This is a genomic window from Rhodovarius crocodyli, from assembly GCF_004005855.1.
Taxonomy (GTDB): Bacteria; Pseudomonadota; Alphaproteobacteria; order Acetobacterales; family Acetobacteraceae; genus Rhodovarius; species Rhodovarius crocodyli.
Map to the genome: position 1 here is coordinate 652,078 of NZ_SACL01000001.1, position 25,476 is coordinate 677,553.

The following is a 25,476-nucleotide window of genomic DNA, read 5'->3' on the forward strand; positions in this document are numbered from 1 at the left end:
GTTTGTTCTTTATTTGTTCCATAATTTGCGCCATGCAGGGCCATGCATCTTCGCCTGGTCCACCCCCTGCCCGCTTACGCGGAGGTAGCGGCGCGTTCCAACTTCTCCTTCCTGGATGGTGCCTCGCACCCTGAGGAACTGGCGGCCCGCGCCGCCGAATTGGAACATGCCGGCTTCGGGCTGTGCGATACCAACGGCCTGGCCGGAGTCGTGCGCGGCCACCTCGCCGCCAAGGCGCGCGGGCTATCCTTCGCCACCGGCTGCCGTTTCCGGCTGGAGGACGAGACGGAATGGCTGGCCTGGCCCACGGACAGGACCAGCTACGGCCGGCTGACCGCGCTTCTGTCCACCGCACGCATGAACGCCCCCAAAGGCGAGGAGCGCATCAGCTTCGACGCCATGCTGGCCGCCGCCGAAGGCTGGGTACTGGCGGCCATACCGCCCGACAGGCCGGGCGGATCGGATCTCAGCGCCCTGTGCCGGGCCGCTTCCGCGCGCCTTGCCTTGCCGGTCATGGTGGCCACCTCATGCCCCAGGCTGGGGGAGGATGGCCCTCGGCTGGCACGCCATGCCGCGCTGGCAGAGGCAGCCGGCGCCTGGCTGCTGGCCACCAACAATGTGCGCTACCATCACCCGTCCCGCGCCGCGCTGGCCGATGTGTTGAGCGCCATCCGTCTGCACCGGACGATCGACACGCTGGGCACGGCAGCCGAGCCCAATGCCGAGCGACACCTGAAATCACCCGCGGAGATGCTGGAACTGTTCGGCCGCTATCCGCGCGCCCTGGCCAATACCATCCGGATCATCGACGCCACGCGCGGCTTCTCGCTGGACCAACTGCGCTATGAATACCCCGAGGAGACGCTGGACCCGGGCCGCACTGCCCAGGAAACGCTGGAAGCCAGAGTGGCGGCGGCCGTGGCGGAGAAGTGGCCCGCCGGCGCGCCGGAGGAGATCGCCGACCGCCTTTCCCATGAAATGGAGCTGATCGGACGGCTGGGCTACGCGCCCTACTTCCTGACCGTGCATGAGATCGTGCTCTTCGCGCGGCACAAGGAGATTCTCTGCCAGGGGCGCGGTTCGGCCGCCAATTCCACCGTCTGCTACGTGCTGGGGATCACGGCCGTGGATCCGGCGCGGCACAAGCTGCTGTTCGAACGCTTCATTTCCGCTAGCCGCAACGAGCCGCCCGACATCGATATCGATTTCGAGCATGAGCGGCGTGAGGAGGTCATCCAGCACCTCTACGAACGCTATGGGCGGGACAGGGCCGCGATCTGCGCCACCCTCATCCGCTACCGCTCCCGCAGCGCCATCCGGGAAGTGAGCAAGGCGCTGGGCATCGGGGAGGAAGTCGCCGCCAGGCTGTCGAAGGCAAGCTGGGGGCCCGGACGCGATACCGAACTGAGCGATCTTGCAGCGCAGGCAGGCTTCGATCTGCGGGAGCAGCGGCTGGCGCTCATGGTGCAGATGACGGAGGAACTGATCGACTTTCCGCGCCACACCGCCACTCACGTCGGCGGCTTCGTCATCACGCGTGGCCCGCTGGTCGAACTGGCCGTGGTGGGCAATGCCACCATGGACGACCGTACCGTGCTGGAATGGGACAAGGACGATATCGAAGCACTCGGCATGCTGAAGGTCGATGTGCTGGGCCTCGGGATGCTGTCATGCCTGCGCCGCGCCTTCGACCTGATGTGGCAGCACCACCGTCACCCCCTAGGGTTGCGCAGCCTGCCGCCGGAATGCCCCCAGACCTACGCGATGCTGCGCCGGGCGGATGCCATCGGCGTGTTCCAGGTGGAAAGCCGCGCGCAGATGAACATGCTGCCGCGGCTGCGGCCGGAGAAGTTCTACGACCTGGTGATCGAGGTCGCTATCGTGCGGCCGGGGCCCATCCAGGGGGGCATGGTCCATCCCTATCTGCGCCGGCGGCAGGGGCTGGAGGAACCCCAATACCCCGAGCCCAGCCCGGAGTTCGGCCCGAAGGATGAGTTGCGGGACGTGCTGGAGGACACGCTGGGCGTGCCGCTGTTCCAGGAACAGGCGATGAAGCTGGCGATCGCCGCCGCCAAGTTCACACCGGAGGAAGCGGACCAGCTGCGCCGCGCCATGGCGACCTTCAAGAACCGGGGCACCATCGAGCTGTACCGGGAAAAGCTGGTCGGCGGCATGGTGCGGCGCGGCTATGTCCGCGAATTCGCCGAGCGTGTGTTCTCTCAGATCGAGGGCTTCGGCAGCTATGGCTTTCCCGAAAGCCACGCGGCCAGCTTCGCCTTGCTGGTCTACGCCTCGGCCTGGCTGAAATGCCATTATCCGGCGGTCTTTGCCTGCGCGCTGCTGAACAGCCAGCCCATGGGTTTCTACGCCCCCGCCCAGATCATTCGTGACGTGCAGGAGCATGACGTCACGGTGCTGCCCATCGACGTGAATGCAAGCGATTGGGACTGCACGCTGGAACGGGAGGGCGCCGCCCTGCGCCTGGGCATGCGGCTGGTGAAAAGCCTGAAGCCGGGCGATGCGAAGCGGATTTCAGACGCGCGCCAATCCCGGAACGGCGCCCCCTTCGACAGCGTGGAGGAACTCGCCTGGCGCACCGGGCTGGACGCGGACGCGATCGAAGCCCTGGCGGCGGCAGACGCCTTTCCCGGCACGCCGCGCCGACGGGCCATCTGGGATGCACGGGGCAGCGCCGGCTCCCCGCTGCGCCTGCCCTTGTTCGCCAGCCAAAGGGAGGAAGCCGCCCTGGGCATGGCGGGCGAACACCCCCTGATGGCCGAACCGCTCAGCCACCTGCCGGAGGAGGCGGAAGGCGAGGCCATCCTGACCGACTACAGCGTCACGGGCCTCAGCCTGAGGCGACATCCCATGGCCTTGCTTCGGCCGCATGTCAGCGCGCATGGGTGCATTCCCACCACCGCGCTGCGCAAGGGCCGTGCGCGTGTCGCAGGGCTCGTGCTGATGCGCCAGCGCCCCGGCTCATCCAACGGGGTCATCTTCGTGACTCTGGAGGACGAGGCCGGAACCGCCAATCTGGTCGTGTTCCCGGATGTGGCCGAGCGCCACCACGACGTACTGACCGGCTCCCGCCTGCTGATCGCAGAAGGCAAGGTGGAAAGGCTGGAAGAACGGGTCGAGAAGCCCATCACCCACCTGATCGTGCACAGGCTGGTCGACGGGACGGGACTGCTGGAAAGGCTTTCAGACGGCGCCATGCCTGAAAGGCAGCGGACGCTGACGGGCAGCATGCCCGCCAGCCGTGACTTCCGTTAGCTGCCGACCTTGAGCGTGCTGACCAGGCCACGCAGGCAGGCCAGGATCGACAGGCCGGTGATCTTGCCGGTGCGCGGATTGGCCTCGGTCGGCACGTTTTCGATGGTCATGGTCAGGCGGGCGGCGGCTGCCTCGACCTTGATGGTGTGGGTGTTACGGGTCACGCCCGGGTCGGCCCAGATCTCCACCATCGTACGCTCGGGCCCGACACCGGCCATGGCCAGCGCGGCCGCCACATTCACATTGGCCGGAAAGCCCTTGGCGGCATCGAAGGCATTGCCCTTGAACACCAGCGTGGGCTCATTGATGCCCAGCACCTGGATGTTGTTCTGCACGAGATAAGGTGCACCCTCCAGGCCGCGCGGCGGCTTACGGGTCTGGATGGTGACGCTTTCAACCTCGCCCTCGGCGGCCGCACGCACGGCATCCAGGCCCAGCAGGGCGCCGGTCGGCACGATGATGCGCGCGCCGGTTTCCTTCGCGCGCTCCACCAGATGCATGCGCGGCAGCAACTGCCCGCAGGAGGAAGGGACGAACACGCAGCCGGATTCGATGGCCGCCGTCGCCACTTCCTCAAAGATCGCGGAGGGGGCGGCCTCGACGATGATGTCGCATTCGCGCGGCAGCTTGGCGATGTCCAGGATCAAGGGGCGATCCTTGAAATCCTTCATGGCGGCGCGGGCCTTCTCGGCATCGCGCACGGCAACGGCGGTCAGCTTCAGCCCAGGCACGCCCTTGTCCAGCGCGCGCGCCAGTTCCAACCCGATGGCCCCGAGGCCCACGATTCCGACGGTGTATGTCTCGCTCATGGCCCTGAGGTTACCGGGGCTTGGCCGCCCGGCCAACTACCCCACCGGATGACGCCAGGCTTCAGGCACGTAGCGGAACGGAAGGCGCAGCAGATCCAGCGCCGCGGGGCCTGGGGCATCGCATTCGACGATGGCGCTGCACCGGGCCTGGAAGGCCGCGCGGAAATGGTTCTTGGCCTTGTTCGCCAGCAGGCGAACCTGCGTCAGGTCGATGCCGTGCAGCGAGAAGAAGGCCGGGTCCACCGCCGCTTCCTTGCGGCTGGTGACGATGATGGAGAGCTTTCCCGTGCGCAGCACGGCGGTCTGGCCCAGATCGACGGGGGCACCGGCTTCCATGGGCCCCTCGTTCAGGAACTTCCCGTGGGTGATCTTCTGGACGATGCCCTCGAAGGGCACAGGCGGACCGAAATCGGACGTGGTGCGCCCGCCGAGGCGCGCCTGGAGGGGCGCCCCCTCACCGGCGCGCGCCGCGTCGCTGACCAGTTGCGGATCATGCAGGAAGGCGAAAACGGTCTCGACCTGGAGATCCGCCTGGATCAGCGTGCGCAGCAGCTCCGGGGTGTCGCAGGCACCGCCGGACAGGGGGTTATCCGCCGGGTCCAGCAGGGCAACCAGGCCCGGCGGCGCCGCCAGCGCGCGCTCCAGCCCTTCCTCCGTACCGGGCAGCGTCACGCCAAAGCGTGGAAAGCGCTCGCGGATCGCCTCGGCCAGTTGGCGCGCAGCGGCGCGGGCCGTGGCATGGTCGGTTCCCCAGACAAAGGCGGTCGGCCCGGCGGTCGGGCTGTCACCCCAGGCGAAACCGCCGAAGATGCTGACATCGGGCAGAGCAGGGCCTTCGAGCGACCTGGCGATCTCCCAGACCTCGGCCATGGGGCCTGCCTGATGGCGCATATGAAAGCTGTGCAGCACCTGCGGCAGCTTCACGATGCCGGCGTGCAGCCGTTCCCCTTCCACGACACGCTCCAGCAGCGCCAAGGCCCGCAGGGCACATTCGGCCATGTCGGTATGCGGATAGGTGCGATAGGCGGATGCGCCGTCCAGCAACCCCGCCAGTTCCGGCGAGATGTTGGCGTGAAAATCAAAGCTGGCGACGATGGGCGTGCTGGGCCCCACAATGCCGCGCACCAGGCGGATGATGGCCAGATCGGCCTGGGGCTCGCTTTCCGTCAGGCAGGCGCCGTGCAGGGACAGATAGACCCCGTCCCATTCCCCGCCGGCCAGGCCTTCAGCCACTTCATCCCACCATGCCGCGAAGGCACGGTCCTCCATCGGTCCGCCGGGTTGGGCAGAGGTACAGCGCAGCACCGTCGCGGACCAGTGCGGCCGCTCGGCCAGAAAGGCCTCAAGCCCCCCGAGTTCGGTCGCCGTGCCGCGATAGGTCGCGAGGGCCGCATCGCCCGCGGTCCATTCCCGCCCCTGGAATGCTTCCAGAGGGGCTGGTTCAGGGGCAAAGCTGTTCGCTTCGAACCAAAGGCGGGCGACGGCGATGTGCGGCATGGCGCGGACATTCGCACCGCATGCTGCGCTGCGCCAGACGGTATGCGGGATTAAGCCTCAGATGGCGCGGCAGGCCAGCAGATAGTTCACATCCGTCGATCCGCCGGCACGCCATTCGCCGCCGGGAAAGCGTGGACCCAGGCCGGAAACCTCCTCGACCGTAAAGCCTGCGCGCCGCAGCAGGCCGCTCAGCTCGGCCGGCGTCACGAACTCGTTCCAGTCATGGGTGCCGATCGGCAGCAGGCGCAGTACATATTCCGCGCCATACTTCGCGACGATCAGGCTCTTTCGGGTGCGGTTCAGGGTCGAGAGGAACAGCTGACCGCCCTCGGGCAGCAGGGCACGCAGGCTGGCCAGGAAAAGCGGCTTGTCGGCGACATGCTCGATCACCTCCAGCGCGGTGACCACATCGAAGCGGGCATCAGGCGCCAGATCCTCCGGGCCGCCATGGACATAATCCACCGCGACGCCGTGCTCCGCCGCATGCCGGCGGGCCACGTCGATCACATCGGGGGCCGCATCCATGCCCGTCACGGCCAGGCCGGCCTTGGCGAAGGCCTCGGCAGCCAGCCCCGCCCCGCAACCGATGTCCAGCAGTTGCAAGGGCTTGCCCTGCGGCAAGCGCTCCAGCACCCAGCGCGTGCGTGCCCCGTTCATGGCATGCAACGGCGCCATCGGGCCGCGCGGATTCCACCATTCACCCGCCAGCGCGTTGAACTTCGTGGCCTCTGTTTCCTTTACCGTGCCTTGCATGGCCAACTCCGCGCCGTTATGGGTGCCCCGCCTCATATACGCCCCAGTGGGACCATGCCCAGAATCGTGATGAAATTCGGCGGTACATCCGTCGCTGACCTGGACCGTATCCGCAATGTCGCCAACCGCGTGAAACGCGAGCGCGATGCGGGCAATGAGGTGGCCGTCGTGGTTTCCGCCATGTCGGGCACCACCAATCAGCTCGTCAAATGGTGCACCGACCTCGACCCGCTGCACGACCCGCGCGAATACGACGTGGTGGTCGCGACCGGTGAGCAGGTGACGATCGGCCTGCTGGCGATCGCGCTGCAGAAGCTCGGCGTGCCGGCACGCTCCTGGGCTGGCTGGCAGATCCCGATCCGCACCGATGACGCGCACGGCAAGGCCCGCGTGGACAGCATCGAGGGCGCGGACCTGATCGCTTCCATGCAGCTCGGCCAGGTGCCCGTGGTGGCCGGCTTCCAGGGCGTGGGCCCGGATGGTCGCATCACCACCCTGGGCCGTGGCGGCAGCGACCTGTCCGCCGTGGCCCTGGCCGCGGCGCTCAAGGCCGACCGCTGCGATATCTACACGGACGTGGACGGCGTCTACACGACCGACCCCCGGATCGTGCCCCGCGCGCGCAAGCTGGACCGCATTTCCTTCGAGGAAATGCTGGAACTGGCCAGCGTCGGTGCGAAAGTCCTGCAGACCCGCAGCGTGGAGATGGCGCTGAAGCAGCGCGTGCGCGTGCAGGTCGTGAGCAGTTTTGAAGACAAGCCTGGTACCCTCGTGGTTGATGAGGACGAGATCGTGGAAAAGCTGATTGTCTCCGGCATCGCCTATTCGGCCGACGACGCGAAGGTCACCCTGCGGCGCGTGCCCGACCGGCCCGGCGTGGCGGCGCGCCTGTTCGGCCCGCTGGCCGAAGCCAATGTGAACGTCGACATGATCGTTCAGAACATCGGCGCCGACGGCACGACGGACATGACCTTCACGGTCAACCGCACCGACCTGCCGCGCGCCAAGGAAGTGCTGGAGGCCGCCCGGGACTCCCTGGGTTATGAGTCGATCAACACCGACCCGAACGTCGTGAAGATTTCGGTCGTGGGCATCGGCATGCGCAGCCATGCGGGCGTGGCCTCGACCATGTTCCGCGCGCTGAGCGAAAAGGGCATCAACATCCAGGTGATCTCGACGAGCGAGATCAAGGTGTCTGTGCTGGTCGCCTCCGAGTACAAGGAACTCGCGGTGCGGGCCCTGCACACGGCCTATGGCCTGGATGGCCCCGAGCCCGACGCCAAGACCGGCGAGGAAGGCTGATCATGTCCGTCGCGTCTCTCATGAAGCGTGGCGCCGAATTCCTGGGTGCCGACTACGCGATCCTGGGCGGCGCGATGAGCTGGATCAGCGAGCGCAACCTGGTTGCGGCGCTGTCCAACGCCGGCGCCTTCGGCGTGATCGCCTGTGGGGCGATGGAGCCCAAGCGCCTGGCCGAGGAAATCACCGCCACCCAGGCGCTGACGCAGAAGCCCTTCGGCGTGAACCTCATCACCATGCATCCCATGCTGATGGAGCTGGTCGAGGTGGTGCTGGCCGCCAAGGTGCCGGTGATCGTCTTCGCCGGCGGCATCCCGCCCGGGCCCGCCATCAAGCGGGCCAAGGAAGGCGGCGCCAAGGTGATCTGCTTCGCCCCTGCCCTGGCACTGGCGAAGAAGCTGGTGCGCTCGGGTGCCGACGCGCTCGTTATCGAGGGCAGCGAGGCAGGCGGGCATATCGGCCCCGTGTCACTGAATGTTCTCGCGCAGGAAATCCTGCCGCACATCACCGAGGTACCGGTCTTCGTGGCCGGCGGCATCGGCCGCGGTGAGGCGATTCTGAGCTATCTGGAGATGGGGGCTGCCGGCGTGCAGCTGGGCACGCGCTTCGTCTGCGCGACCGAATGCGTGGCCCACCCGAACTTCAAGAAGGCGTTTCTGCGCGCCGCCGCGCGTGACGCGGTGCCGACCGTGCAGCTGGACGCTCGTTTCCCCGTCATTCCGGTGCGCGCGCTGGTGAATGCCGGCAGCCAGCGCTTCCTGGAGCACCAGGCCCATGTCATCGACCGCTTCCGCAAGGAAGAGCTGACGAAGGACGCGGCCCAGCTTGAGATCGAGCATTTCTGGGCCGGCGCGCTGCGCCGCGCGGTAATCGACGGCGATGTCGAGAACGGCAGCCTGATGGCCGGGCAGTCCGTCGGCATGGTATCTGCCGAACAGCCCGTCACGGAGATCATCCGGGAGCTGATGGAGCAGGCAGAAGCGGCGCTAGCCCGGCGCGCCGCATAGCGGAAGCGCGGAGAGACCCCCTTTCCCCCTCTCCGCGCTATGGGCTACATGCCGGTGTGTCCTTCTCCATGAAACGCTTCTCGCGAGCCGAAGCCATCCCGAGCGGCGATGCCGCCCGGCTGGGTGAGGAGCTGCGCGATGCCCGCATCTCCTCTGGTCTCTCCATCGAGGATATGAGCGCGGTGCTTCGCATCCGGCGCGTCTATCTCGTGGCGCTGGAGGAAGGGCGGGTGAAGGACCTGCCCAGCCCCGCCTATGCCGTGGGCTTCGTGCGGAACTATGCCACCTCGCTCGGCCTGGACGCCGAGGATTTCGTGCGTCGCTTCCGGGAATGCACCGGTGCCGTCGCTCCGAAGCGGCAGGACCTGGTCTTTCCCGAACCGGTTCCGGAACGCGGCGTTCCCTCCGGCGCCATCATCCTGATCGGTGTCGTGCTCGCCGCCGCGGCCTATGGCGCGTGGTACACCTGGAGCAGCGGCGGCGATCGTTCGGTCGACGCCGTGCCCCCGGTGCCGCCGCGCCTGGAACGCGCGGCGCGCGAAGGTACTTCCCCGGAACCGCCGCCGCCGGCGTCCGGCCAGACCACCACGGTGCCGCTGCCGGAGCCGGTGCCCGTGCCGGTCGTCGTTCCCCCGCCACCGCCGCCCCCGCCGCCGCCGCCCTCGCCCACCGATGCCAGCCGCATCACGCTGCGCTTCACGCAGCAGGTGTGGATGCAGGTGCGAGCGCCCGGGCAGCAGCAGCCGGTGCATGAGCGTGTCATGCGCGCCGGCGAGACCTACACGCCGCCCAATCGGGAAGGCCTGCTGATGACGCTGGGTTCCGTGGCCGGCGTGGAAGTCACGGTTGACGGCCAGCAGCAGCCCGGCTTCGCGCCCGGCGCCGGCACCCGGCGCAATATTCCGCTGGACCCCGTTCTGTTCCGGGCAGGCGTGGTGCCGCCCGGTGCACGCTTCACAACGCCGCCCGCAGCCAATCCCGCGCAGCAGGCTCCGCGCCCTGCGGCGCCCGCCCCGGCCGCCAGGCCGCAATAACGATTGTGCCTGGGCATGACGCCCAGGCGCACTATCTCTCCTGCCTACGGCACAAGGAGCCGGCCATGAGCAGCTACCGTCCCTATCAGCACATCGAGCGCCGCAAGTCCCGCCAGATCCACGTGGGCAAGGTGGCCGTGGGCGGGGACGCGCCCATCAGCATCCAGACCATGACCAACACCCTGACGTCGGATGCCGAGGCGACCATCGCCCAGATCCGCCGCGCGGAGTTGGCGGGTGTCGATATCGTCCGCGTTTCCTGCCCCGATGAGGAGAGCACGGCCGCGCTGCATGAGATCGTGCGCGAGGTGAATGTGCCGATCGTTGCGGACATCCACTTCCACTACAAGCGCGCCATCGAGGCAGCCCAGGCCGGCGCGGCCTGCCTGCGCATCAATCCGGGCAATATCGGCAGCCCGGACCGCGTGAAGGAAGTGGTGAAGGCGGCAAGGGACCATGGCTGCTCCATCCGCATCGGCGTGAACGCCGGTAGCCTGGAAAAGCACCTTCTGGAAAAGTATGGGGAGCCCAACCCCGACGCGCTGGTCGAAAGCGCGCTGTGGCACGCCGACCATCTGCTGCAGAACGACTTCCATGAATTCAAGATCAGCGTGAAGGCCTCGGACGTGTTCCTGGCGGTCGCGGCCTACCAGCAGCTGGCCGACGCCTGTGACCATCCGCTGCACATCGGCATCACCGAAGCCGGCGGCCGCCGTGCCGGCACGGTGAAGTCGTCGATCGGCCTGGGCAACCTGCTCTGGGCCGGCATCGGCGACACGATCCGCGTCTCCCTCAGCGCCGAGCCTGAGGAAGAGGTCCATGTCGGCTGGGACCTGCTGAAATCGCTGCACCTGCGCAATCGCGGTGTGAAGGTGATTTCGTGCCCGTCCTGCGCACGCCAGGGCTTCGACGTCATCAAGACCGTCGCCACGCTGGAAGACCGCCTGGCCCATATCGTGGAGCCGATCACGCTCAGCATCATCGGCTGCGTCGTGAATGGCCCCGGTGAGGCCCTGATGACCGATATCGGCCTGACGGGCGGCGGTTCCGGCCGCCACATGGTCTATGCGTCAGGCAGGCAGGACCACACCACCAGCACGGATGACATGGTGGCCCATCTGGTCGATCTGGTGGAAAAGCGCGCCGCCCTGCTGCGCGAAGCCGCCGAAGCGGAGAAAGCGGCGGCCGAGTAAGCCGCCGCCGCGCCGGGGTCAGCCCCGGCGCACCACGTAATCGCCCGCCTGCAACGCCGCGATGATGGCGTCGCTCTGGGCGTGGTCGCGCACCTCGATCATCAGTTCCAGCTCTGCCGTCTGCACGCTGGGTGCAGCGAACAGGCGCTGATGGCTGACCTCGATGACATTGCCGCCCGCTGCCGCCACTCGGGTGGCGATGTCGGCCAGCACGCCCGGACGGTCCGGGATATCCAGGTGCAGGCGCAGGATACGACCGTCGCGCAACAGGTTACGCAGCAGCACATTGGCCAGGATGCGCGGGTCGATATTGCCGCCGCAGACCGGCGTGCCGACGCGATGGCCGCGGAAGCGCTCCGGAAAGGCCAGCAGCGCCGCAACACCTGCCGCACCGGCGCCCTCGGACACCACCTTCGCGCCTTCGGCCAGCAGGGCGATGGCCTGCTCGACGGCCCGTTCCGGCACGACCAGAACCTCCACGCCCAGCTGGCGCAGCAGGTCGGTCGGCAGTTGGCCCACATCGCGAACGGCAATGCCCTCCGCGATGGTCGGGCCGCCGACCTGCACCGGCTGCCCGGCCAGGCGCTGGGCCATGGCCGGATAACCCTCGACCTCCACGCCGAACACCTTCACCTGCGGACGCAGTTCAGCGGCCGCAACGGCACAGCCGGAAACCAAGCCGCCACCGCCCGTCGGCAGCACCAGCATGTCGACCTCGGGCGCGTCATCCAGCAACTCAAGCGCCAGGGTGCCCTGCCCTGCAATGACCGCGGGGTCGTCATAGGGGTGGATGAAGGTCAGGCCTTCCTTCAGGGCCAGCTCATGGGCATGGGCTGCGGCCTCGGCCAGCGTCTCGCCGTGCAGGACGACATGCGCGCCGAAATTCTCGGTGCGCACCACCTTCGTCGCCGGCGTGAACTTCGGCATCACGATCACAGACCGGATACCCGCCAGGGTCGCATGACGAGCCACGGCCTGGGCATGGTTGCCTGCCGACATCGCCACGACACCCGCCTTGCGCTCACGCTCGGTCAGCAGGGCGATGCGATTGGCAGCGCCGCGCTCCTTGAAGGCACCCGTGGCCTGCAGGTTGTCCAGCTTCAGGTAGACCGTCGCACCCGTCGCGCGCGACAGCGCCGGCATCTCCATGGTGGGCGTATGCAGCACCGCCCCCTGGATACGGGCCGCCGCCGCGCGGACGTCAGCGAGGCTGAGCGCCGCCCGCACCGGCGTGCTCACTGGAAGGCGACCGCCACGATCTCATAGGCGCGCGAGCCGCCCGGCGTGGGAACCTCCACGCTGTTGCCGACCTTCTTGCCCATCAACGCCTTGGCGAGCGGGGAGGTCAGCGAGATCGAGTTGGTCTTCATGTCGGCCTCATACTGGCCGACGATGCGATAGGTCTTCTCCTCGTCCGTCTCCTCGTCCACCACCGTGACCTTGGCGCCGAAACGCACCTGGTCGCCCGACAGCTTGGAAACGTCGATGACTTCGGAAGACGGAATGATCGATTCGAGCTCAGCGATACGCCCCTCGATGAAGGACTGCTTCTCGCGCGCCGAGTGGTACTCGGCGTTCTCGGAGAGGTCCCCATGGGCACGCGCTTCCGCGATGGCACGGATGATCGCCGGACGTTCCTCGACACGCAGATACTTCAGCTCTTCCTCGAGCTTCGCGAGGCCCACTGCCGTAATCGGGAACTTCTGCACTGCAACACCTTTCACCAATGGGAACGGGCGGCCAGTCGCCTGCCCGCCCGTACCGGCCATTCAGGAGGGGTAAAACGGTCAGAAACCCCTGAGCGTCCGCTCAAAACGCCCTTTCAGAGTAGGATTGCAGGGGCGCGACATCAAGGGTTCCCGCTCTCAAGGCGGCGATGGCATGCACCGCAGCACGCGCACCGGCCAGGGTGGTGTAGTGCGGAACCGCCTGTGTGAGGGCGCTGCGACGGATGTCGAAGCTGTCGGTCACGCTCTGGCCGCCCTGGGCCGTGTTGATCACGAGCTGAATGTCGCCATTCTTGATGGCGTCCACGCAGTGCGGCCGGCCTTCCATCACCTTGTTCACGCGGGTGCAGGGAATACCGGCCTCCTCCAGCTTCGCGGCGGTGCCGCGCGTCGCCAGCAGCTTGAAGCCCATGTCGGACAGCCGGCGCGCCAGCTGCATAGCCGCCGCCTTGTCGCTGTTCTTCACGCTGATGAAGGCGGTGCCCTCACCCGGCAGCTTCACGCCCGCGCCGAGCTGAGACTTGAGGAAGGCACGCTCGAAGGACAGGTCCAGGCCCATCACCTCACCGGTGGACTTCATCTCAGGCCCGAGGATCACGTCCACATTCGGGAAGCGATTGAACGGGAACACCGCTTCCTTGACCGCGACGTGGCGGGAAACCGCATCATCGTCCAGCTTGAACTCGGACAGCAGATGGCCCGCCATCACCAGCGCGCCGATCTTGGCCACCGGCACGCCGGTCGCCTTGGCGACGAAAGGCACGGTCCGCGACGCGCGGGGGTTCACCTCCAGCACGTAGATCTCGTTGTCCTTCACCGCGTACTGCACGTTCATCAGGCCCTGCACCTTCAGCGCACGGGCCATCGCCTCGGTCTCGGCCTTCAGCTCGGTCACGATGGCGGGCGGCAGGGAGTAAGGCGGCAGGGAGCAGGCGCTGTCACCGGAATGGATGCCGGCTTCCTCGATGTGCTCCATCACGCCCGCGACATAGACATTGCCTTCGCGGTCGCAGACGCAATCCACATCCACCTCGATGGCGTCCTGCAGGTACTGGTCGATCAGGATCGGGTTCTCACCTGACACCTTCACCGCCTCGGCGCCGAAGCGGCGCAGCTGCTCGGGGGAGTAGGCGATCTCCATCGCGCGGCCGCCCAGCACGTAGCTGGGGCGCACCACCACCGGGTAGCCGATGCGCTCGGCCTCGACCAGCGCGGCGTCCAGGTCACGCACGGTGCCGTTCTGCGGCTGCTTCAGGCCAAGGCCCTTCAGCAGCTGCTGGAAGCGCTCGCGGTCCTCGGCGATGTCGATCGCCTCGGCGCTGGTGCCCAGGATGGGGATGCCGGCCTTGGACAGATACTGGCTGAGCTTCAGCGGGGTCTGGCCGCCATACTGCACGATGCAGCCCAGCAGCTCACCGTCCTGCTTCTCCTTCTCAAGGATCGCGAGAACGTCCTCATGGAACAGCGGCTCGAAATACAGGCGGTCGGAGGTGTCCGGGTCGGTCGAGACCGTCTCGGGGTTGCAGTTGACCATGATGGTCTCGATGCCGGCTTCCTTCAGCGCATAGGCGGCGTGGACGCAGCAGTAGTCGAACTCGATACCCTGGCCGATACGGTTCGGACCGCCACCGAGGATGGCGACCTTCCGGCGACCGGTCGGCCGCGACTCGCAGACCGGCTTGTCGAAGCCGCCCTCATAGGTCGAGTACATGTAGGGCGTCTCGGAGGCGAACTCGGCCGCGCAGGTGTCGATGCGCTTGTACACGGGCAGCACGTCCAGCCGGGCACGCAGGGCGGAAACGTCCGTCTCCTTGCGGCCCGACAGCTTGGCCAGCTGCACGTCGGAGAAACCGAGCGCCTTCAGCTTGCGCATCGCCAGCGTCGTCGTCGGCAGGCCCTTCTCGGTCACCTGGCGCTCGGCGGCGACGATCTTCTCGACCTCGCGCAGGAACCAGGGCTCGAACTTGCTGACCTCGGCGATGTCCTCGACGGACATGCCGGCGCGCAGGGCCTCGGCCGCCATCAGGATGCGGTTCGGCGCAGGCTGCGCCAGGGCGGCACGGAAGGCCTCATGGCTGGCATCCCCCGGGCGCTCGACGGGGTCGAGGCCGGAGAAGCCGGTCTCCAGGCTGCGCAGACCCTTCTGCAGGGCCTCCGCGAAGCTGCGGCCGATGGCCATCGCCTCACCGACCGACTTCATGCTGGTGGTCAGCAGAGCGGGCGTGCCGGGGAACTTCTCGAAGGTGAAGCGGGGGATCTTCACGACCACGTAGTCGATCGTCGGCTCGAAGCTGGCGGGCGTGACGCGCGTGATGTCGTTCATCAGCTCGTCCAGCGTGTAGCCCACGGCCAGCTTGGCCGCGACCTTCGCGATCGGGAAGCCGGTCGCCTTGGACGCCAGCGCCGAGGAGCGGGAGACACGCGGGTTCATCTCGATGATGGTCATGCGACCATCCTTCGGGTTGATCGCGAACTGCACGTTGGACCCGCCGGTGTCGACGCCGATCTCGCGCAGGCAGGCGATCGAGGCATCGCGCATGCGCTGGTATTCGCGGTCGGTCAGCGTCAGCGCCGGGGCGACGGTGATGCTGTCACCGGTGTGGATGCCCATCGGGTCCAGGTTCTCGATGGAGCAGATGATGATGCAGTTGTCCGCGCTGTCGCGGACCACCTCCATCTCGAACTCCTTCCAGCCGAGGACGCTCTCTTCGATCAGAACCTCGGTGGTCATCGAGGCATCGAGGCCCGCGCCCACGATCTGCTCGAATTCCTCGTTGTTGTAGGCGATGCCGCCACCGGTGCCGCCCAGGGTGAAGGACGGGCGGATGACCGCGGGCAGCCCGATGATCTTCAGCGCCGCGCGCGCCTCTTCCATCGTGTGGGCGATTTCGCTGGCCGGGCTCTCGATGCCGATCTTGGCCATGGCATCGCGAAACTTCTGGCGATCCTCGGCCTTGTCGATGACCTCGGCCTTCGCGCCGATCAGCTCACAGCCATACTTCGCCAGCACGCCGGCCTCGGCCAGCTTCAGCGAGGTGTTGAGCGCGGTCTGCCCGCCCATCGTTGGCAGCAGCGCGTCCGGGCGCTCCTTCGCGATGATCTTCTCGACAATCTCAACCGTGATGGGCTCGATATAGGTCGCGTCCGCCAGGCCCGGATCGGTCATGATGGTGGCCGGGTTGGAGTTCACCAGGATGACGCGATAGCCCTCGGCGCGCAGCGCCTTGCAGGCCTGGGCGCCCGAGTAGTCGAACTCGCAGGCCTGGCCGATCACGATCGGACCCGCGCCGATGATGAGGATGGACTTGATATCTGTGCGCTTGGGCATGGGGGCTACCGAAATTCGAGGTTTGGGAAAGCCAGGGCTCAGCCCAGCGTGGCGAAGCCACCATCCACCGGGATGGCGGTGCCGGTGACGAAGCGTGCTTCCTCACTGGCCAGAAAGACGGCAATGGCCGCCAGATCATCAGGCCTGCCCCATCGCCCCATGGGCGTGCGGGACAGGATCTTGTCGTACAGCCCCGGCACGTCGCGCCGGGCGCCATCGGTCAGTTCGGTCTCGACCCAGCCGGGCAGAACCGTGTTGGCGGTGATGCCCTCCGCCGCCCAGGCCGCGGCAAGCGACTTGGTGTACTGCACCACCGCGCCCTTGCTGGCGCCGTAGGCGGGCGAGAAAGGCACGCCGAAGATGGAGAGGATGGAGCCGATATTGATCACACGGCCGCGGCCCGAGGCCTTCAGCGACGGGTAGGCCGCGCGCGTCAGGCGCATCAGCGCGCCCAGGTTGATCTCCAGGATGCTCGACCATTCGGCGTCGGAGATTTCCTCCGGCCGCTTGCGGATATTCATTCCGGCATTGTTGACCAGAATGTCCAGCCGCCCGGCTTCAGCCAGCACCTTGTCCAGCAGCACCTCGGTCGCACCCGGTGCGGCGAGGTCCAGTTCCACGGCCAGGCTACCGGCGGGAAGGGCGGCCAGCGCCTCGGCGTTCTTGGCGGGGTTGCGGCCGGTGATCACCACGCGCGCGCCGTGCTCGGCCAGGCCTTTCGCCATGGCCAGCCCGATCCCGCCATTCCCGCCGGTGACAAGCGCCACCGTTCCCGTCAGGTCGAACATCGCCGTGCCTCTCCCACCCGCGCGGTCAGGCCGCGCGGTTCTTGTCCATCAGCTCCGCGAAGCGGGCGAACAGGTAGTGGCTGTCGGAGGGCCCAGGCGAAGCCTCCGGGTGATACTGCACGGAGAAAGCCGGCAGCACGTCACTCGCGATGCCTTCGTTGGAACCATCGAACAGGCTGCGATGGGTCACGCGCACGCCCTCGGGCAGAGAGGCCTCATCGACCGCGAAGCCGTGATTCTGGCTGGTGATCTCCACCTTGCCCGTCGTCAGGTCCTTCACGGGCTGGTTCGCACCGCGATGGCCGCGATCCATCTTGTAGGTGCGTGCACCGAGCGACAGGGCCAGCAGTTGGTGGCCGAGGCAGATGCCGAACACCGGCACCTTCTTCTCCAGCACACCCTTGATGGCCGGCACGGCATACACGCCGGTCGCTGCCGGGTCGCCGGGACCATTGCTCAGGAACACGCCGTCGGGCTGGTGGCGCAGAATGTCCTCGGTGGTCGACGTGGCGGGCAGCACCGTCACGTCGCAGCCGACTTCAACCAGGCTGCGCAGGATGTTGCGCTTCGCGCCGTAATCCAGAGCCACAACGCGGTAGCGCGGGGTGGCGGCAGGCTGGAAGCCCTCGCCCCAGCGCCAGGTGCCCTCGGACCACTTGTAGCTCTGGCGGGTCGTCACTTCCTTGGCGAGGTCCATTCCCTCAAGCCCCGGCCATTCACGCGCCTGCGCCACCAGGGCGGGCAGGTCGAATCGGCCGTTTTCCGGGAAATGCAGCACGCCGTTCGGGGCGCCGAGGTCACGGATCCGCGCCGTGAGGGAGCGCGTGTCCACACCGGCGATGCCCGGCACGCCATGGCGCTTCAGCCACGCATCCAGATGCGCGATCGCGCGGTAGTTGGCGGGCTCGGTCACGTCCTGCTTCACGATCAGGCCGCGGGCGACGGGGTTCGTCGCCTCCTCGTCCTCACCGTTGGTGCCGACATTACCGATGTGCGGGAAGGTGAAGCTGATGATCTGGCCCGCGTAGGAGGGGTCGGTCAGGGTTTCCTGATAACCCGTCATGCCGGTGTTGAAGCAGATCTCGGCGACCTGGGTGCCATAGGCGCCGAAGCCACGGCCCCACAGCACACTCCCATCGGCCAGAACCAGCGCGGCGGTCGCGCCCTCGGGCACCTCGGTATTCACGGCGGGCTGTTCAGCACCAGGCATGTCAGAGAACTCCAGACCGGTTGCGGCCACAATGGCGGCCCAATGCTTGGAGGGAATGGCCTTGGCTTGGCGCCACTTTCGCAGCGCCTCCGTGCCGAGACTCAGGCGCTGAGCGGCCGCATCAGGACCGCCGAGCAGGGAAAGAATGTCTTCGACGCTGCGCATGACGACCCCATAGCGGGATCGTTTTTCCCAAGGCAAGTGAAATTACCGCCCTGGGAAATTTTTTCCCTCAGCCCCTGCGGCGGCGCACAGGGGTGGAATCGCGTTCCGGAGCAACAGCCGGGCCGCTGCCCGTCTGGCCGGCATCAAAACCCAGGAAGCCGACTTCCTCACGCGCGGCACCGCCATCGTGCGCCCAGAGGCGCGCACGCTGAGGCGCCTGGCGGGCCGGTTCCGCCGCCGGAGCCGCGCGAGCGGCTTCTCGGCCACGCCCTGCGGCCGGACGCGAGGCAGGACCGGAAAGGCGCGGCGGTTCGGCGGGCGCAGCGCTTGACCCCGATATGGATCCGCCGCGCAGCGACAGGACATAGAAGATCATTTCCGGGCGACCCTGGTCCACCGCCGAGTCATAGGCAGTAAGGCCCAGCGCATTGCGGGCCGTAGGCTCCGCGCCCCGCGCCACGGCGTCGCGCGCCGCCGGCACATCGCCGCGCGAAATCGCGTCGAACAGCGCATCGTTCGGGTTCATCGAGGAACCCGGGGTCTGCGCCGGAATCACCGGGGCCTGCCGTCCCAGCAGACCGGGAAGGCCTGGCGGACGCTCGCGCTGCTGTGGCTGAAGCCGCGGGTCGCTGGACCCGCCTGGCGCGGAAGCAGCCGACCCGAAGCGCCCTTGCGCAAAACCGACCGAAGGGGCCGCGACGATCGCGGCGATGAGCAGGACGATATGTCGCATGCCGGTCTTCTAGCGCCCTTCGCGGCGCCAAGCCAGCATGGTGAAGCCCACAATCAGCGCCAGGGCCAACCACGGCGGCATGAGCGAGGTCGCCCGGACCTCGGTGACGAGGTGATCCTCATTTCGGCGCAGACCGATCCAGCCGGCGGCGCTGCTGGCCGCCATTGCCCGCCCGGCGGCGACACGGCGCAATTCAGGCACCTGGCTACCGTCACCGAGCCAGCGAAAGGAGCCGCCGGTTTCCGCCATCGCCAGGCGCAAAGGCTCCGGAGATGCCCTGAGATCCTGATACTCGGGCGGGTTGCCCGGCGGCACCGCGACCAGGGTCGTCCGCTGTCCCGCCGCCACGCGCCACACGCCAGAGGCCGAGGCAGGCAGTTCCGCCACACTGCGGCCCCTGCCGTCATCCTGCGCCGGCAGCCGGGTCACGGCTCCGTCAGGCGCCGTCACCTCGAATTCACGCGGCCCGGGCACCTGCAGGGTTCGATGTTCGAGCTGAAGCGCCCCCTGTGCGTATCGGGCACGCAGTTCCTCCTCCTCCAGCTGAGGCTCCCGCATCAGCCAATGCGCCAGCCGCCGCAACAGTTCCTGGTGCGGGCCGCCACCGTCATGCCCACGCGCCCAAAGCCAGATGTGGTCGGACAGCATGAGAGCGACGCGCCCTTCCCCCACCCGGTCGAGAATCAGCAACGGTGCACCGTTGGGGGCCTGCATGACCGCATTGCCGGACGTCTGTGTCGATCGAAGCAGCCGATACCAACGCCCCCAGCTCGGCGTAGCGCCGGCAAGCAGGTCGCTCGTGACCGGGTGCCGGCGCCCGATATCCGAGATCTGCGGACGATAGGGTTCCTCCAGCAGCGCCTGCCCGCCGGCCAGGGGGCGCGCGGGCAGCACCGGCCCCAGGGGGGTGTTGGCCAGGCTGGTGCCGCCCATGAACTCCGGCCCCACCGACACCAGCAGCGCGCCACCGGCTCTCACATACTCCGCAATGTTGCGCAGATAGGCAGGCGGGAGGATGCCGCGGTTGGAGAAGCGGTCGAAGATGATCAGATCGAACTCACGAAGCTTGACCTGAAACAGCTCGCGCACGGGGAAAGCAATGAGCGCCAGCTCATTCAGCGGCGTCAGATCATCCTTTTCAGGCGGGCGCAGAATGGTGAAGTGAACCAGATCGACGCCCGGGTCGGACTTCAGAAGGCGCCGCCATGTCCGCTCACCCGCATGCGGCTCACCGCTGACCAGCAGGACACGAAGTCGGTCGCGAATGCCGTTGATGGTCATCAGCAGCCGGTTGTTCTCTGCGCTGACCTCGCCGGGCCGCTCTTCGAGCACGGCCTCGACCACCATCGGGCCGCCACGCTCTATGGGTACGGAGAAGCTGTACTCACGCCCGATCGGAACCGTTTCGGTCCGCGGCGCACCGCCGTCGATCCGAACGGTCATGCGTGCATTGCCGGAGGCGCCGGCGACGCCCAGATCCTCGGCCATGACCCGCAGGTCGACATTCCGGCCGATGATGCCGAAGCTCGGCCCCTCGACAAGACGCAGGCGGCGGTCGACCTCGCCCGACGCGCCCGGCAGCAGCACATGGAACGGTGCGGACAGCGCGGCCGCGTGCTCCGCGACATCGTGCACCTGGCCGTCGGTGATGGCCACGATCCCGGCCAGACGCGCGCGCGGGATCTCGGCCAAGGCCCTTTCGACGGCCTGCAGCAGGCGGGTCCCTTGCTGCCCCTGCTCAGGGACCTCGACGACGCGGGTCTCCAGCCGATCCAGCCCCTCCAGACGCCGCATCAGCAGCTGCCGGGCCGCGGCGATGGATTGCGCGCGATTGGCCACCAGCCTTGTGCTGTCGGACTGGTCGATCACCACGAGTGCGATGTCCGGCCGTTCCTCACGCACCTCGCTGACCCAGCGCGGATTGATCAGCGCCAACAGGCACATCGCCAGGGCCGCCAGCCTGTACCCGGTGCCGGCCGCCCGGCGGTACAGCATGAACCCGATCAGCAGCAGCGCCAGGATCGCGGCGGCCAGCAACAGCCATTCAGGCAGCAGCGGCGCCACATCGATGCGGAAGGCGGAACGGATCACAGCGACTTCCCCCGCACCGTCAGTTCCCCAAACGCTCTAGAATGGCCGGGATATGCACCTGATCGCCCTTGTAGTTGCCCGTCAGCGCGTAAATGACCAGGTTGACACCGAAACGATAGGCCAAGGTCCGCTGCCGGCTGCCGCCCGGAATGGCCGCATGCAGGTTCTGCCCCCGGTCATCCACCGCCCACGCACCGGCCCAATCATGCCCGCCGACAATGATGGGGCTGACACTGTCATTCGCCCGGTCCTGGTCTCGCGCGGCCCAGACCGTTCCGCCGGTGAAGCGTCCCGGCAGGTCATTCAGCAGATAGAAGGCTCGCCGCAGAACATGATCCTCCGGCACAGGCGCCAGGGCCGGCACGGATAGGCCCGCAGTGACGCGGCGCAGCGCCTCTCGCGCACCCGGCGCCTGACCTTCGCCGGCACCCTCGTCCCGCGTGTCGAGCAGTAGAATGCCGCCATTCTGCATGAAGCCATTCAGCGCCGCGCGGGCGGCTGCGTTCGGTGTCGGCGTGTTGGCCGTCACGGCCCAGTACAACAGGGGGAAAAGTGACAGATCCGACGATCCCGGCTCCACCCCCTGCGGCTCCGCCAGGCTGACCGAGGTTCGCCGGTTCACATAGTCGCTGAGCCCGGCCATGCCACGCCGCAACGTATCGTCCAGCGCGGCGTCGCCGGTCGCGACATAGGCCAGCCTGGGCGCATTGGCGAAGCCACCCTCCTGCCCATGAGCCAAAGGCACGCCGAGCAGCAGCAGCGCGCAGCCCACTGCCGACACCTGCCGCACCCCCAGCAGACCGCGCAGCCTGGCCGCCACCAGAAGATCCAGCAGCAGCAGAGCCATCGCTCCCAACAGGAACCAGGGCCCGAGTGCCTGTCCCTGCGTGGCCTCGCTCATTTCCATTGCCACGAGGCCGTCGGGCAAGCGCAGCGGCTCCAGCCGCTGAACATGGTCGCCGAGGTTGAAGGCCACGAGCCCGCCATTCTCCAAGCTGCCGTTGCCATACCAGCCAGGCGGGTTGCGTGGCGAAGGGGTACCGCGACTGGCGGCATTCAGGGGCCCGGCGGTGGCCGACGGACGCCCGAGCTGACCAAACCCGTCCAGCAGCCGATTGGGCGGCAGCAGGCCATCCGCCGTCGCCTCCGAGCCCGTGCCGTTCGCCTGCGCCACGATGAGGCGCAACATCCGCACAAACGTGCCGGAGAGAACCAGATTGGACCACTCGGCGGTCGGCGGCACATGGAACAGCACGATCCAACCCGCCCCACGCTGCTCTGCCGTGATCAGGGGCGTGCCATCGGCCAATCTGGCCCAGGTGCGCTCATTCAGCCGTGGCGAAGGGTCGGCCAGCACCTGCCGGCGGATAGTGACATCGGGCGGAGGAACCAGACCGGCGAAGGGCGAAGCCTCGGGAAATCTGCCGAGGGTCTGCGGTGTCTCCCAGCTCATGCCGCCGCCGAGCGCACGCTCGTTACGAAGTCTCACCGGCAGCAGGGGGTCAGGATGTTCCGCCACCACCGAGCCCGCGAAGCGTAGCAGCACACCTCCCCTATTGACCCAATCAGCGACCAGCGCCTGGTCTGAGGGGGCAGCGATGGCGCGATCCGGGACCACGAGCACCGAAAGCGCCCGCGAGAGCAAGGTCTCAAGCCCACCGCGCCTGATCTCGGCAAAAGGCTGCAGAGCCCGTTCCAGATAATAGAATTCACCCAGCAAAGGGGTTTCGGCCCCCGCGACCGCCCCACTCAACAGCCCGACCGGACGGCGCCGGAAGCGCTCATCGAGCAGAAACACGCTGCCGGCCGAGGCTTCGCCTTCGATCTCGAGACTGGTGACCTGATTGCGGATTTCGGTCGGCAGCTGGAGCACGGCGCCCGCGGCATCCGAACCCGCCTCCGATCGCAGGGTCACCCTGCCGACCGCCCGGCCATCGGCGGTACGGGCGACGACCTGGCGATCACTGGCCAGAGGGCCGGGCGTCTGGACGATCGAGACGACCAGCGCCTCCCCTTCCTGCCGGGGCTGCACAAGAATGCGGCGAGGCTGCGTGAAGGCACCCCGAACTTCCAGCCGCCCGAGATCGCGCAGGCTTTGAACGAGCCCCTCATCCGCGAGACCATCCGCCAGATAGGTGACACGGAGCGGAGCCCGGTGATTGGCGCGCCATGCGTTTATCGCTGTGGCCGCGGCCCGGTGGTCCCGCGGCCAGGGCTTGGGCAGAAGTTGCTCCAATGTCGCCCGCAGTTCGGGTGCCGGCATGGGCGGGGTCACCACCGGAGGCAGGTCCGGCCCACGGAAAGCCGTGGTCGCCAAGGCCACCCGCGCACCGTCGCGCCCGGCCGCATCCACATCCGCCAGGGCGCGTGCCCGGCGGGCGGACCAGTCGCGACCGGAGGCCCATCCGTCATCCACCACCAGCAGCCTCACGGCATCCGAGGCTTCCAGGTCACGCAGGCCGATGATGGGATTGGCAAGCCCGATGATGAAGCCGATCACCACGAGGCATCGCAGCAGCAGGATGTACCACGGGGTCCGGGCTACCGTTTCCTCCTGCAGCGGCAAGGCGCGCAGCAGGAACAGCGCCGGGAAGGTTTCTCGCCGCGGCTGCGGCGGCAGCACGCGCAGAAGCCACCACAGCACCGGCAGGGCCAGCAGCGCCAGCAGCAGAAAGGGAGAGGCGAAGCTCATCGCTGGCTCGCCAACGCATGCCAGACCGCGAGCAACGACGGAGACGCCGATTCCGCCGTTCCACCGGTCACCAGCGTTCCGCCCATTTGCGTTGCCAGATGGCGAAGACCTTCCTGATGTGCCTGGAAACGCAACGCATAGGTCGCGGCCGCCGTGCGGGCGTTACGCAGCAACTCCCGATGCTCGCCGGATGCATCCAGCAGCTCGATACGCCCCGAATAGGGCAGTTGGGCCTCGGCAGGATCCAGTATCTGCATGAGCACCGGCCGGGGCGCGAGCCCTGACAACGGCGCCAGCATCGAAGTGATCTCAGGCAGTTCGAACATGAAGTCACTCAGCAGCAGCAGGCGCGCATTGCGCGGCACCGCGGCGGCGTCCAGGCTGAAGTCATAGGCCAGGATGGCCTGCGCCAACCGCTCGATCGCGGACCGGCCGTGGAAGTTGCGATGCTCTCCACCCGCCAGCCGGACCCTTTCGCCCGCGCGGAGGAGCATGATCCCGCAGGCCAAGGCAAGCAGTTGCGCACGCATTCGTTTCGTAACCGGCGCATCCTTGCTGCGCCAATCAAGCCGGGAACTGGAATCCACCCACAGCACCACCGTCTGCGCGGCTTCCCACTCGGTTTCGCGGATCGATACCCGATCCGATCGCGCGCTTCGCCGCCAGTCGATCCGGTTGATCGGATCGCCGGGCAGAAAGGGGCGATACTGCCAGAAACTGTCACCCACCCCGCTGCGGCGGCGTCCGTGACTGCCCTGCATGACCGTGGAGGCTACGCGTTCAGCCTCCACGAGCAGGGCCGGCAGCCTTGCGGCCAGGGCCTGCGCGGCGGCGAGTTGCTCAGCCAATGGTCGCCTTCAATTCATCGATCAGGCTGGAGATGGTGACGCCGTCGGCGCGCGCCGAGAAGGTCAGCGCCATTCGGTGCCGGAGCACCGGCTCAGCCAGCGCGATGACATCATCGACGCTGGGCGCCAGGCGACCGGAAAACAGGGCACGCGCCCGGGTGGCCAGCATCAGTGCCTGAGCAGCACGGGGCCCGGGGCCCCAGGCCAGGCTGTCCGCCAAACGACGCGATGCGGCGCTATCCGGCCTGGCGCCTCTCACCAGGCGCAGAATGGCCGTGACCACGTCATCGGGAACCGGCAGCCGGCGCACCAGCGCCTGGGCAGCCATGAGATCCTGGCCGGACAGCACCGGTACCGCCTGGGCTTCCTGCGCGCCCGTCGTCGCCAGCAACATCTGCCGTTCGGCGGCCTCGTCAGGGTAGCGGACCTCGACTTCCAGCAGGAAGCGGTCCAGCTGCGCCTCCGGAAGGGGATAGGTTCCCTCCTGCTCGATGGGATTCTGGGTCGCCAGGACATGGAAGGGCCGTGGCAGCGCCATCACCTCTCCGCCGATGGCCACCCGCCCCTCCTGCATCGACTGCAGCAATGCCGATTGGGTGCGGGGCGAGGCACGGTTGATCTCATCGGCCATCAGAAGCTGGCAGAAGACCGGCCCCTTGATGAAGCGGAAGCTGCGCCTGCCGTCGGCCGCTTCCTCCAGCACCTCGCTGCCGAGAATGTCAGCGGGCATCAGATCTGGGGTGAACTGAACCCGACGGGCATCAAGGCCGAGCACGACGGCTAGCGTTTCGACCAATTTGGTCTTCCCGAGGCCCGGCACGCCGACCAGCAGCACGTGACCACCCGAGAGGATGGTGACCGTCACCTGCTCGATGACGCCCTCCTGCCCGAGGATGACCTTACCGACCTCCTCCCTGACCCGAACGAGCTGATCTGCGATCGCTTCAGCCTGCGACGCCATTTCCATAGCCTGATCCATTGCAGCCACGTCGGTGCGCTCTCCCATCCAGGCGGCGTCCTTCCTATATT

General features: G+C 67.6%; 18 protein-coding genes. 5 read left to right on the forward strand and 13 right to left on the reverse strand.

Going from position 1 to position 25,476, the window contains the following annotated elements; all coding sequences use genetic code 11:
• Positions 1–42: 42 nt before the first annotated feature.
• Positions 43–3,273 (forward strand): error-prone DNA polymerase, encoded by a 3,231-nt coding sequence (locus tag EOD42_RS03150; RefSeq protein ID WP_127785816.1) that lies wholly within the window; start codon positions 43–45, stop codon positions 3,271–3,273.
• Here EOD42_RS03150 and EOD42_RS03155 read toward each other — a convergent pair.
• The 3 genes from EOD42_RS03155 to ubiG are packed head-to-tail and all read right to left on the reverse strand — an operon-like array spanning position 3,270 to position 6,332.
• Positions 3,270–4,082 (reverse strand): aspartate dehydrogenase, encoded by an 813-nt coding sequence (locus tag EOD42_RS03155; RefSeq protein WP_127785818.1) that lies wholly within the window; start codon positions 4,080–4,082, stop codon positions 3,270–3,272. The genes EOD42_RS03150 and EOD42_RS03155 overlap by 4 nt on opposite strands.
• A 36-nt stretch (positions 4,083–4,118) precedes the next feature.
• Positions 4,119–5,579, reverse strand: a complete 1,461-nt coding sequence (locus EOD42_RS03160; protein ID WP_127785820.1) for a M81 family metallopeptidase — start codon at positions 5,577–5,579, stop codon at positions 4,119–4,121.
• Positions 5,580–5,636: 57 nt separating this feature from the next.
• Positions 5,637–6,332 (reverse strand): bifunctional 2-polyprenyl-6-hydroxyphenol methylase/3-demethylubiquinol 3-O-methyltransferase UbiG, encoded by a 696-nt coding sequence (ubiG, locus tag EOD42_RS03165; RefSeq protein ID WP_127785822.1) that lies wholly within the window; start codon positions 6,330–6,332, stop codon positions 5,637–5,639.
• A gap of 54 nt (positions 6,333–6,386) precedes the next feature.
• Here ubiG and EOD42_RS03170 point away from each other — a divergent pair, with 54 nt between their 5' ends.
• The 4 genes from EOD42_RS03170 (at position 6,387) to ispG (ending at position 10,865) form a co-directional block, all read left to right on the forward strand.
• On the forward strand, positions 6,387–7,634 hold the full coding sequence (locus tag EOD42_RS03170; RefSeq protein WP_127785824.1) for an aspartate kinase: 1,248 nt from the start codon (positions 6,387–6,389) through the stop codon (positions 7,632–7,634).
• Positions 7,635–7,636: 2 nt separating this feature from the next.
• The gene (locus EOD42_RS03175) at positions 7,637–8,638 is read left to right on the forward strand and encodes an NAD(P)H-dependent flavin oxidoreductase (RefSeq protein ID WP_127785826.1); all 1,002 of its coding nucleotides are present in this window, start codon (positions 7,637–7,639) and stop codon (positions 8,636–8,638) included.
• A 68-nt stretch (positions 8,639–8,706) separates the two neighbouring features.
• A complete protein-coding gene (locus tag EOD42_RS03180; protein WP_127785828.1) occupies positions 8,707–9,672 on the forward strand; it encodes a helix-turn-helix domain-containing protein in 966 nt (321 codons plus the stop codon).
• A 65-nt stretch (positions 9,673–9,737) separates the two neighbouring features.
• Positions 9,738–10,865 (forward strand): flavodoxin-dependent (E)-4-hydroxy-3-methylbut-2-enyl-diphosphate synthase, encoded by a 1,128-nt coding sequence (gene ispG / locus EOD42_RS03185; RefSeq protein ID WP_127785830.1) that lies wholly within the window; start codon positions 9,738–9,740, stop codon positions 10,863–10,865.
• A gap of 18 nt (positions 10,866–10,883) precedes the next feature.
• Here the strand turns inward: ispG and EOD42_RS03190 are convergent, their stop codons facing one another.
• The 10 genes from EOD42_RS03190 to EOD42_RS03235 all read right to left on the reverse strand — a co-directional run bounded on the left by EOD42_RS03190 (position 10,884) and on the right by EOD42_RS03235 (position 25,453).
• On the reverse strand, positions 10,884–12,104 hold the full coding sequence (locus tag EOD42_RS03190; RefSeq protein ID WP_240654840.1) for a threonine ammonia-lyase: 1,221 nt from the start codon (positions 12,102–12,104) through the stop codon (positions 10,884–10,886).
• Entirely contained in the window at positions 12,101–12,574 is a 474-nt protein-coding gene (greA, locus tag EOD42_RS03195; RefSeq protein WP_127786561.1) for a transcription elongation factor GreA, read from the reverse strand. Before greA ends, EOD42_RS03190 begins: the two co-directional genes overlap by 4 nt.
• A gap of 100 nt (positions 12,575–12,674) precedes the next feature.
• A complete protein-coding gene (gene carB / locus EOD42_RS03200) occupies positions 12,675–15,920 on the reverse strand; it encodes a carbamoyl-phosphate synthase large subunit (protein ID WP_127785832.1) in 3,246 nt (1,081 codons plus the stop codon).
• A 38-nt stretch (positions 15,921–15,958) separates the two neighbouring features.
• Positions 15,959–16,708 (reverse strand): SDR family NAD(P)-dependent oxidoreductase, encoded by a 750-nt coding sequence (locus EOD42_RS03205; protein ID WP_127785834.1) that lies wholly within the window; start codon positions 16,706–16,708, stop codon positions 15,959–15,961.
• Between the two features lie 25 nt (positions 16,709–16,733).
• Entirely contained in the window at positions 16,734–18,083 is a 1,350-nt protein-coding gene (gene carA, locus EOD42_RS03210; protein ID WP_127785836.1) for a glutamine-hydrolyzing carbamoyl-phosphate synthase small subunit, read from the reverse strand.
• Between the two features lie 67 nt (positions 18,084–18,150).
• Positions 18,151–18,816 (reverse strand): ankyrin repeat domain-containing protein, encoded by a 666-nt coding sequence (locus tag EOD42_RS03215; RefSeq protein ID WP_127785838.1) that lies wholly within the window; start codon positions 18,814–18,816, stop codon positions 18,151–18,153.
• Positions 18,817–18,825: 9 nt separating this feature from the next.
• A complete protein-coding gene (locus EOD42_RS03220) occupies positions 18,826–20,907 on the reverse strand; it encodes a hypothetical protein (RefSeq protein ID WP_127785840.1) in 2,082 nt (693 codons plus the stop codon).
• Positions 20,908–20,926: 19 nt separating this feature from the next.
• Positions 20,927–23,599: a DUF4159 domain-containing protein gene (locus tag EOD42_RS03225; protein WP_127785842.1), complete on the reverse strand. Its 2,673-nt coding sequence runs from the start codon at positions 23,597–23,599 to the stop codon at positions 20,927–20,929.
• Positions 23,596–24,447, reverse strand: a complete 852-nt coding sequence (locus EOD42_RS03230; RefSeq protein ID WP_127785844.1) for a DUF58 domain-containing protein — start codon at positions 24,445–24,447, stop codon at positions 23,596–23,598. The genes EOD42_RS03225 and EOD42_RS03230 overlap by 4 nt, the downstream gene beginning before the upstream one ends.
• Positions 24,440–25,453 carry an AAA family ATPase gene (locus tag EOD42_RS03235; RefSeq protein WP_127785846.1) on the reverse strand — a complete coding sequence of 338 codons (1,014 nt, stop codon included), beginning with the start codon at positions 25,451–25,453 and terminating at the stop codon, positions 24,440–24,442. The genes EOD42_RS03230 and EOD42_RS03235 overlap by 8 nt, the downstream gene beginning before the upstream one ends.
• Positions 25,454–25,476: the final 23 nt, after the last annotated feature.

Bases quoted from the DNA above. Each gene is read 5' to 3' on its own strand.
- EOD42_RS03225 (WP_127785842.1), bottom strand. From the start codon at position 23,599: ATGAGCTTCGCCTCTCCCTTTCTGCTGCTGGCGCTGCTGGCCCTGCCG.
- carB (WP_127785832.1), bottom strand. From the start codon at position 15,920: ATGCCCAAGCGCACAGATATCAAGTCCATCCTCATCATCGGCGCGGGT.
- carA (WP_127785836.1), bottom strand. From the start codon at position 18,083: ATGCGCAGCGTCGAAGACATTCTTTCCCTGCTCGGCGGTCCTGATGCG.
- EOD42_RS03215 (WP_127785838.1), bottom strand. From the start codon at position 18,816: ATGCGACATATCGTCCTGCTCATCGCCGCGATCGTCGCGGCCCCTTCG.
- EOD42_RS03205 (WP_127785834.1), bottom strand. From the start codon at position 16,708: ATGTTCGACCTGACGGGAACGGTGGCGCTTGTCACCGGCGGGAATGGC.
- EOD42_RS03170 (WP_127785824.1), top strand. From the start codon at position 6,387: ATGCCCAGAATCGTGATGAAATTCGGCGGTACATCCGTCGCTGACCTG.
- EOD42_RS03235 (WP_127785846.1), bottom strand. From the start codon at position 25,453: ATGGGAGAGCGCACCGACGTGGCTGCAATGGATCAGGCTATGGAAATG.
- ispG (WP_127785830.1), top strand. From the start codon at position 9,738: ATGAGCAGCTACCGTCCCTATCAGCACATCGAGCGCCGCAAGTCCCGC.
- ubiG (WP_127785822.1), bottom strand. From the start codon at position 6,332: ATGCAAGGCACGGTAAAGGAAACAGAGGCCACGAAGTTCAACGCGCTG.
- EOD42_RS03180 (WP_127785828.1), top strand. From the start codon at position 8,707: ATGAAACGCTTCTCGCGAGCCGAAGCCATCCCGAGCGGCGATGCCGCC.
- EOD42_RS03160 (WP_127785820.1), bottom strand. From the start codon at position 5,579: ATGCCGCACATCGCCGTCGCCCGCCTTTGGTTCGAAGCGAACAGCTTT.
- EOD42_RS03155 (WP_127785818.1), bottom strand. From the start codon at position 4,082: ATGAGCGAGACATACACCGTCGGAATCGTGGGCCTCGGGGCCATCGGG.
- EOD42_RS03175 (WP_127785826.1), top strand. From the start codon at position 7,637: ATGTCCGTCGCGTCTCTCATGAAGCGTGGCGCCGAATTCCTGGGTGCC.
- EOD42_RS03150 (WP_127785816.1), top strand. From the start codon at position 43: ATGCATCTTCGCCTGGTCCACCCCCTGCCCGCTTACGCGGAGGTAGCG.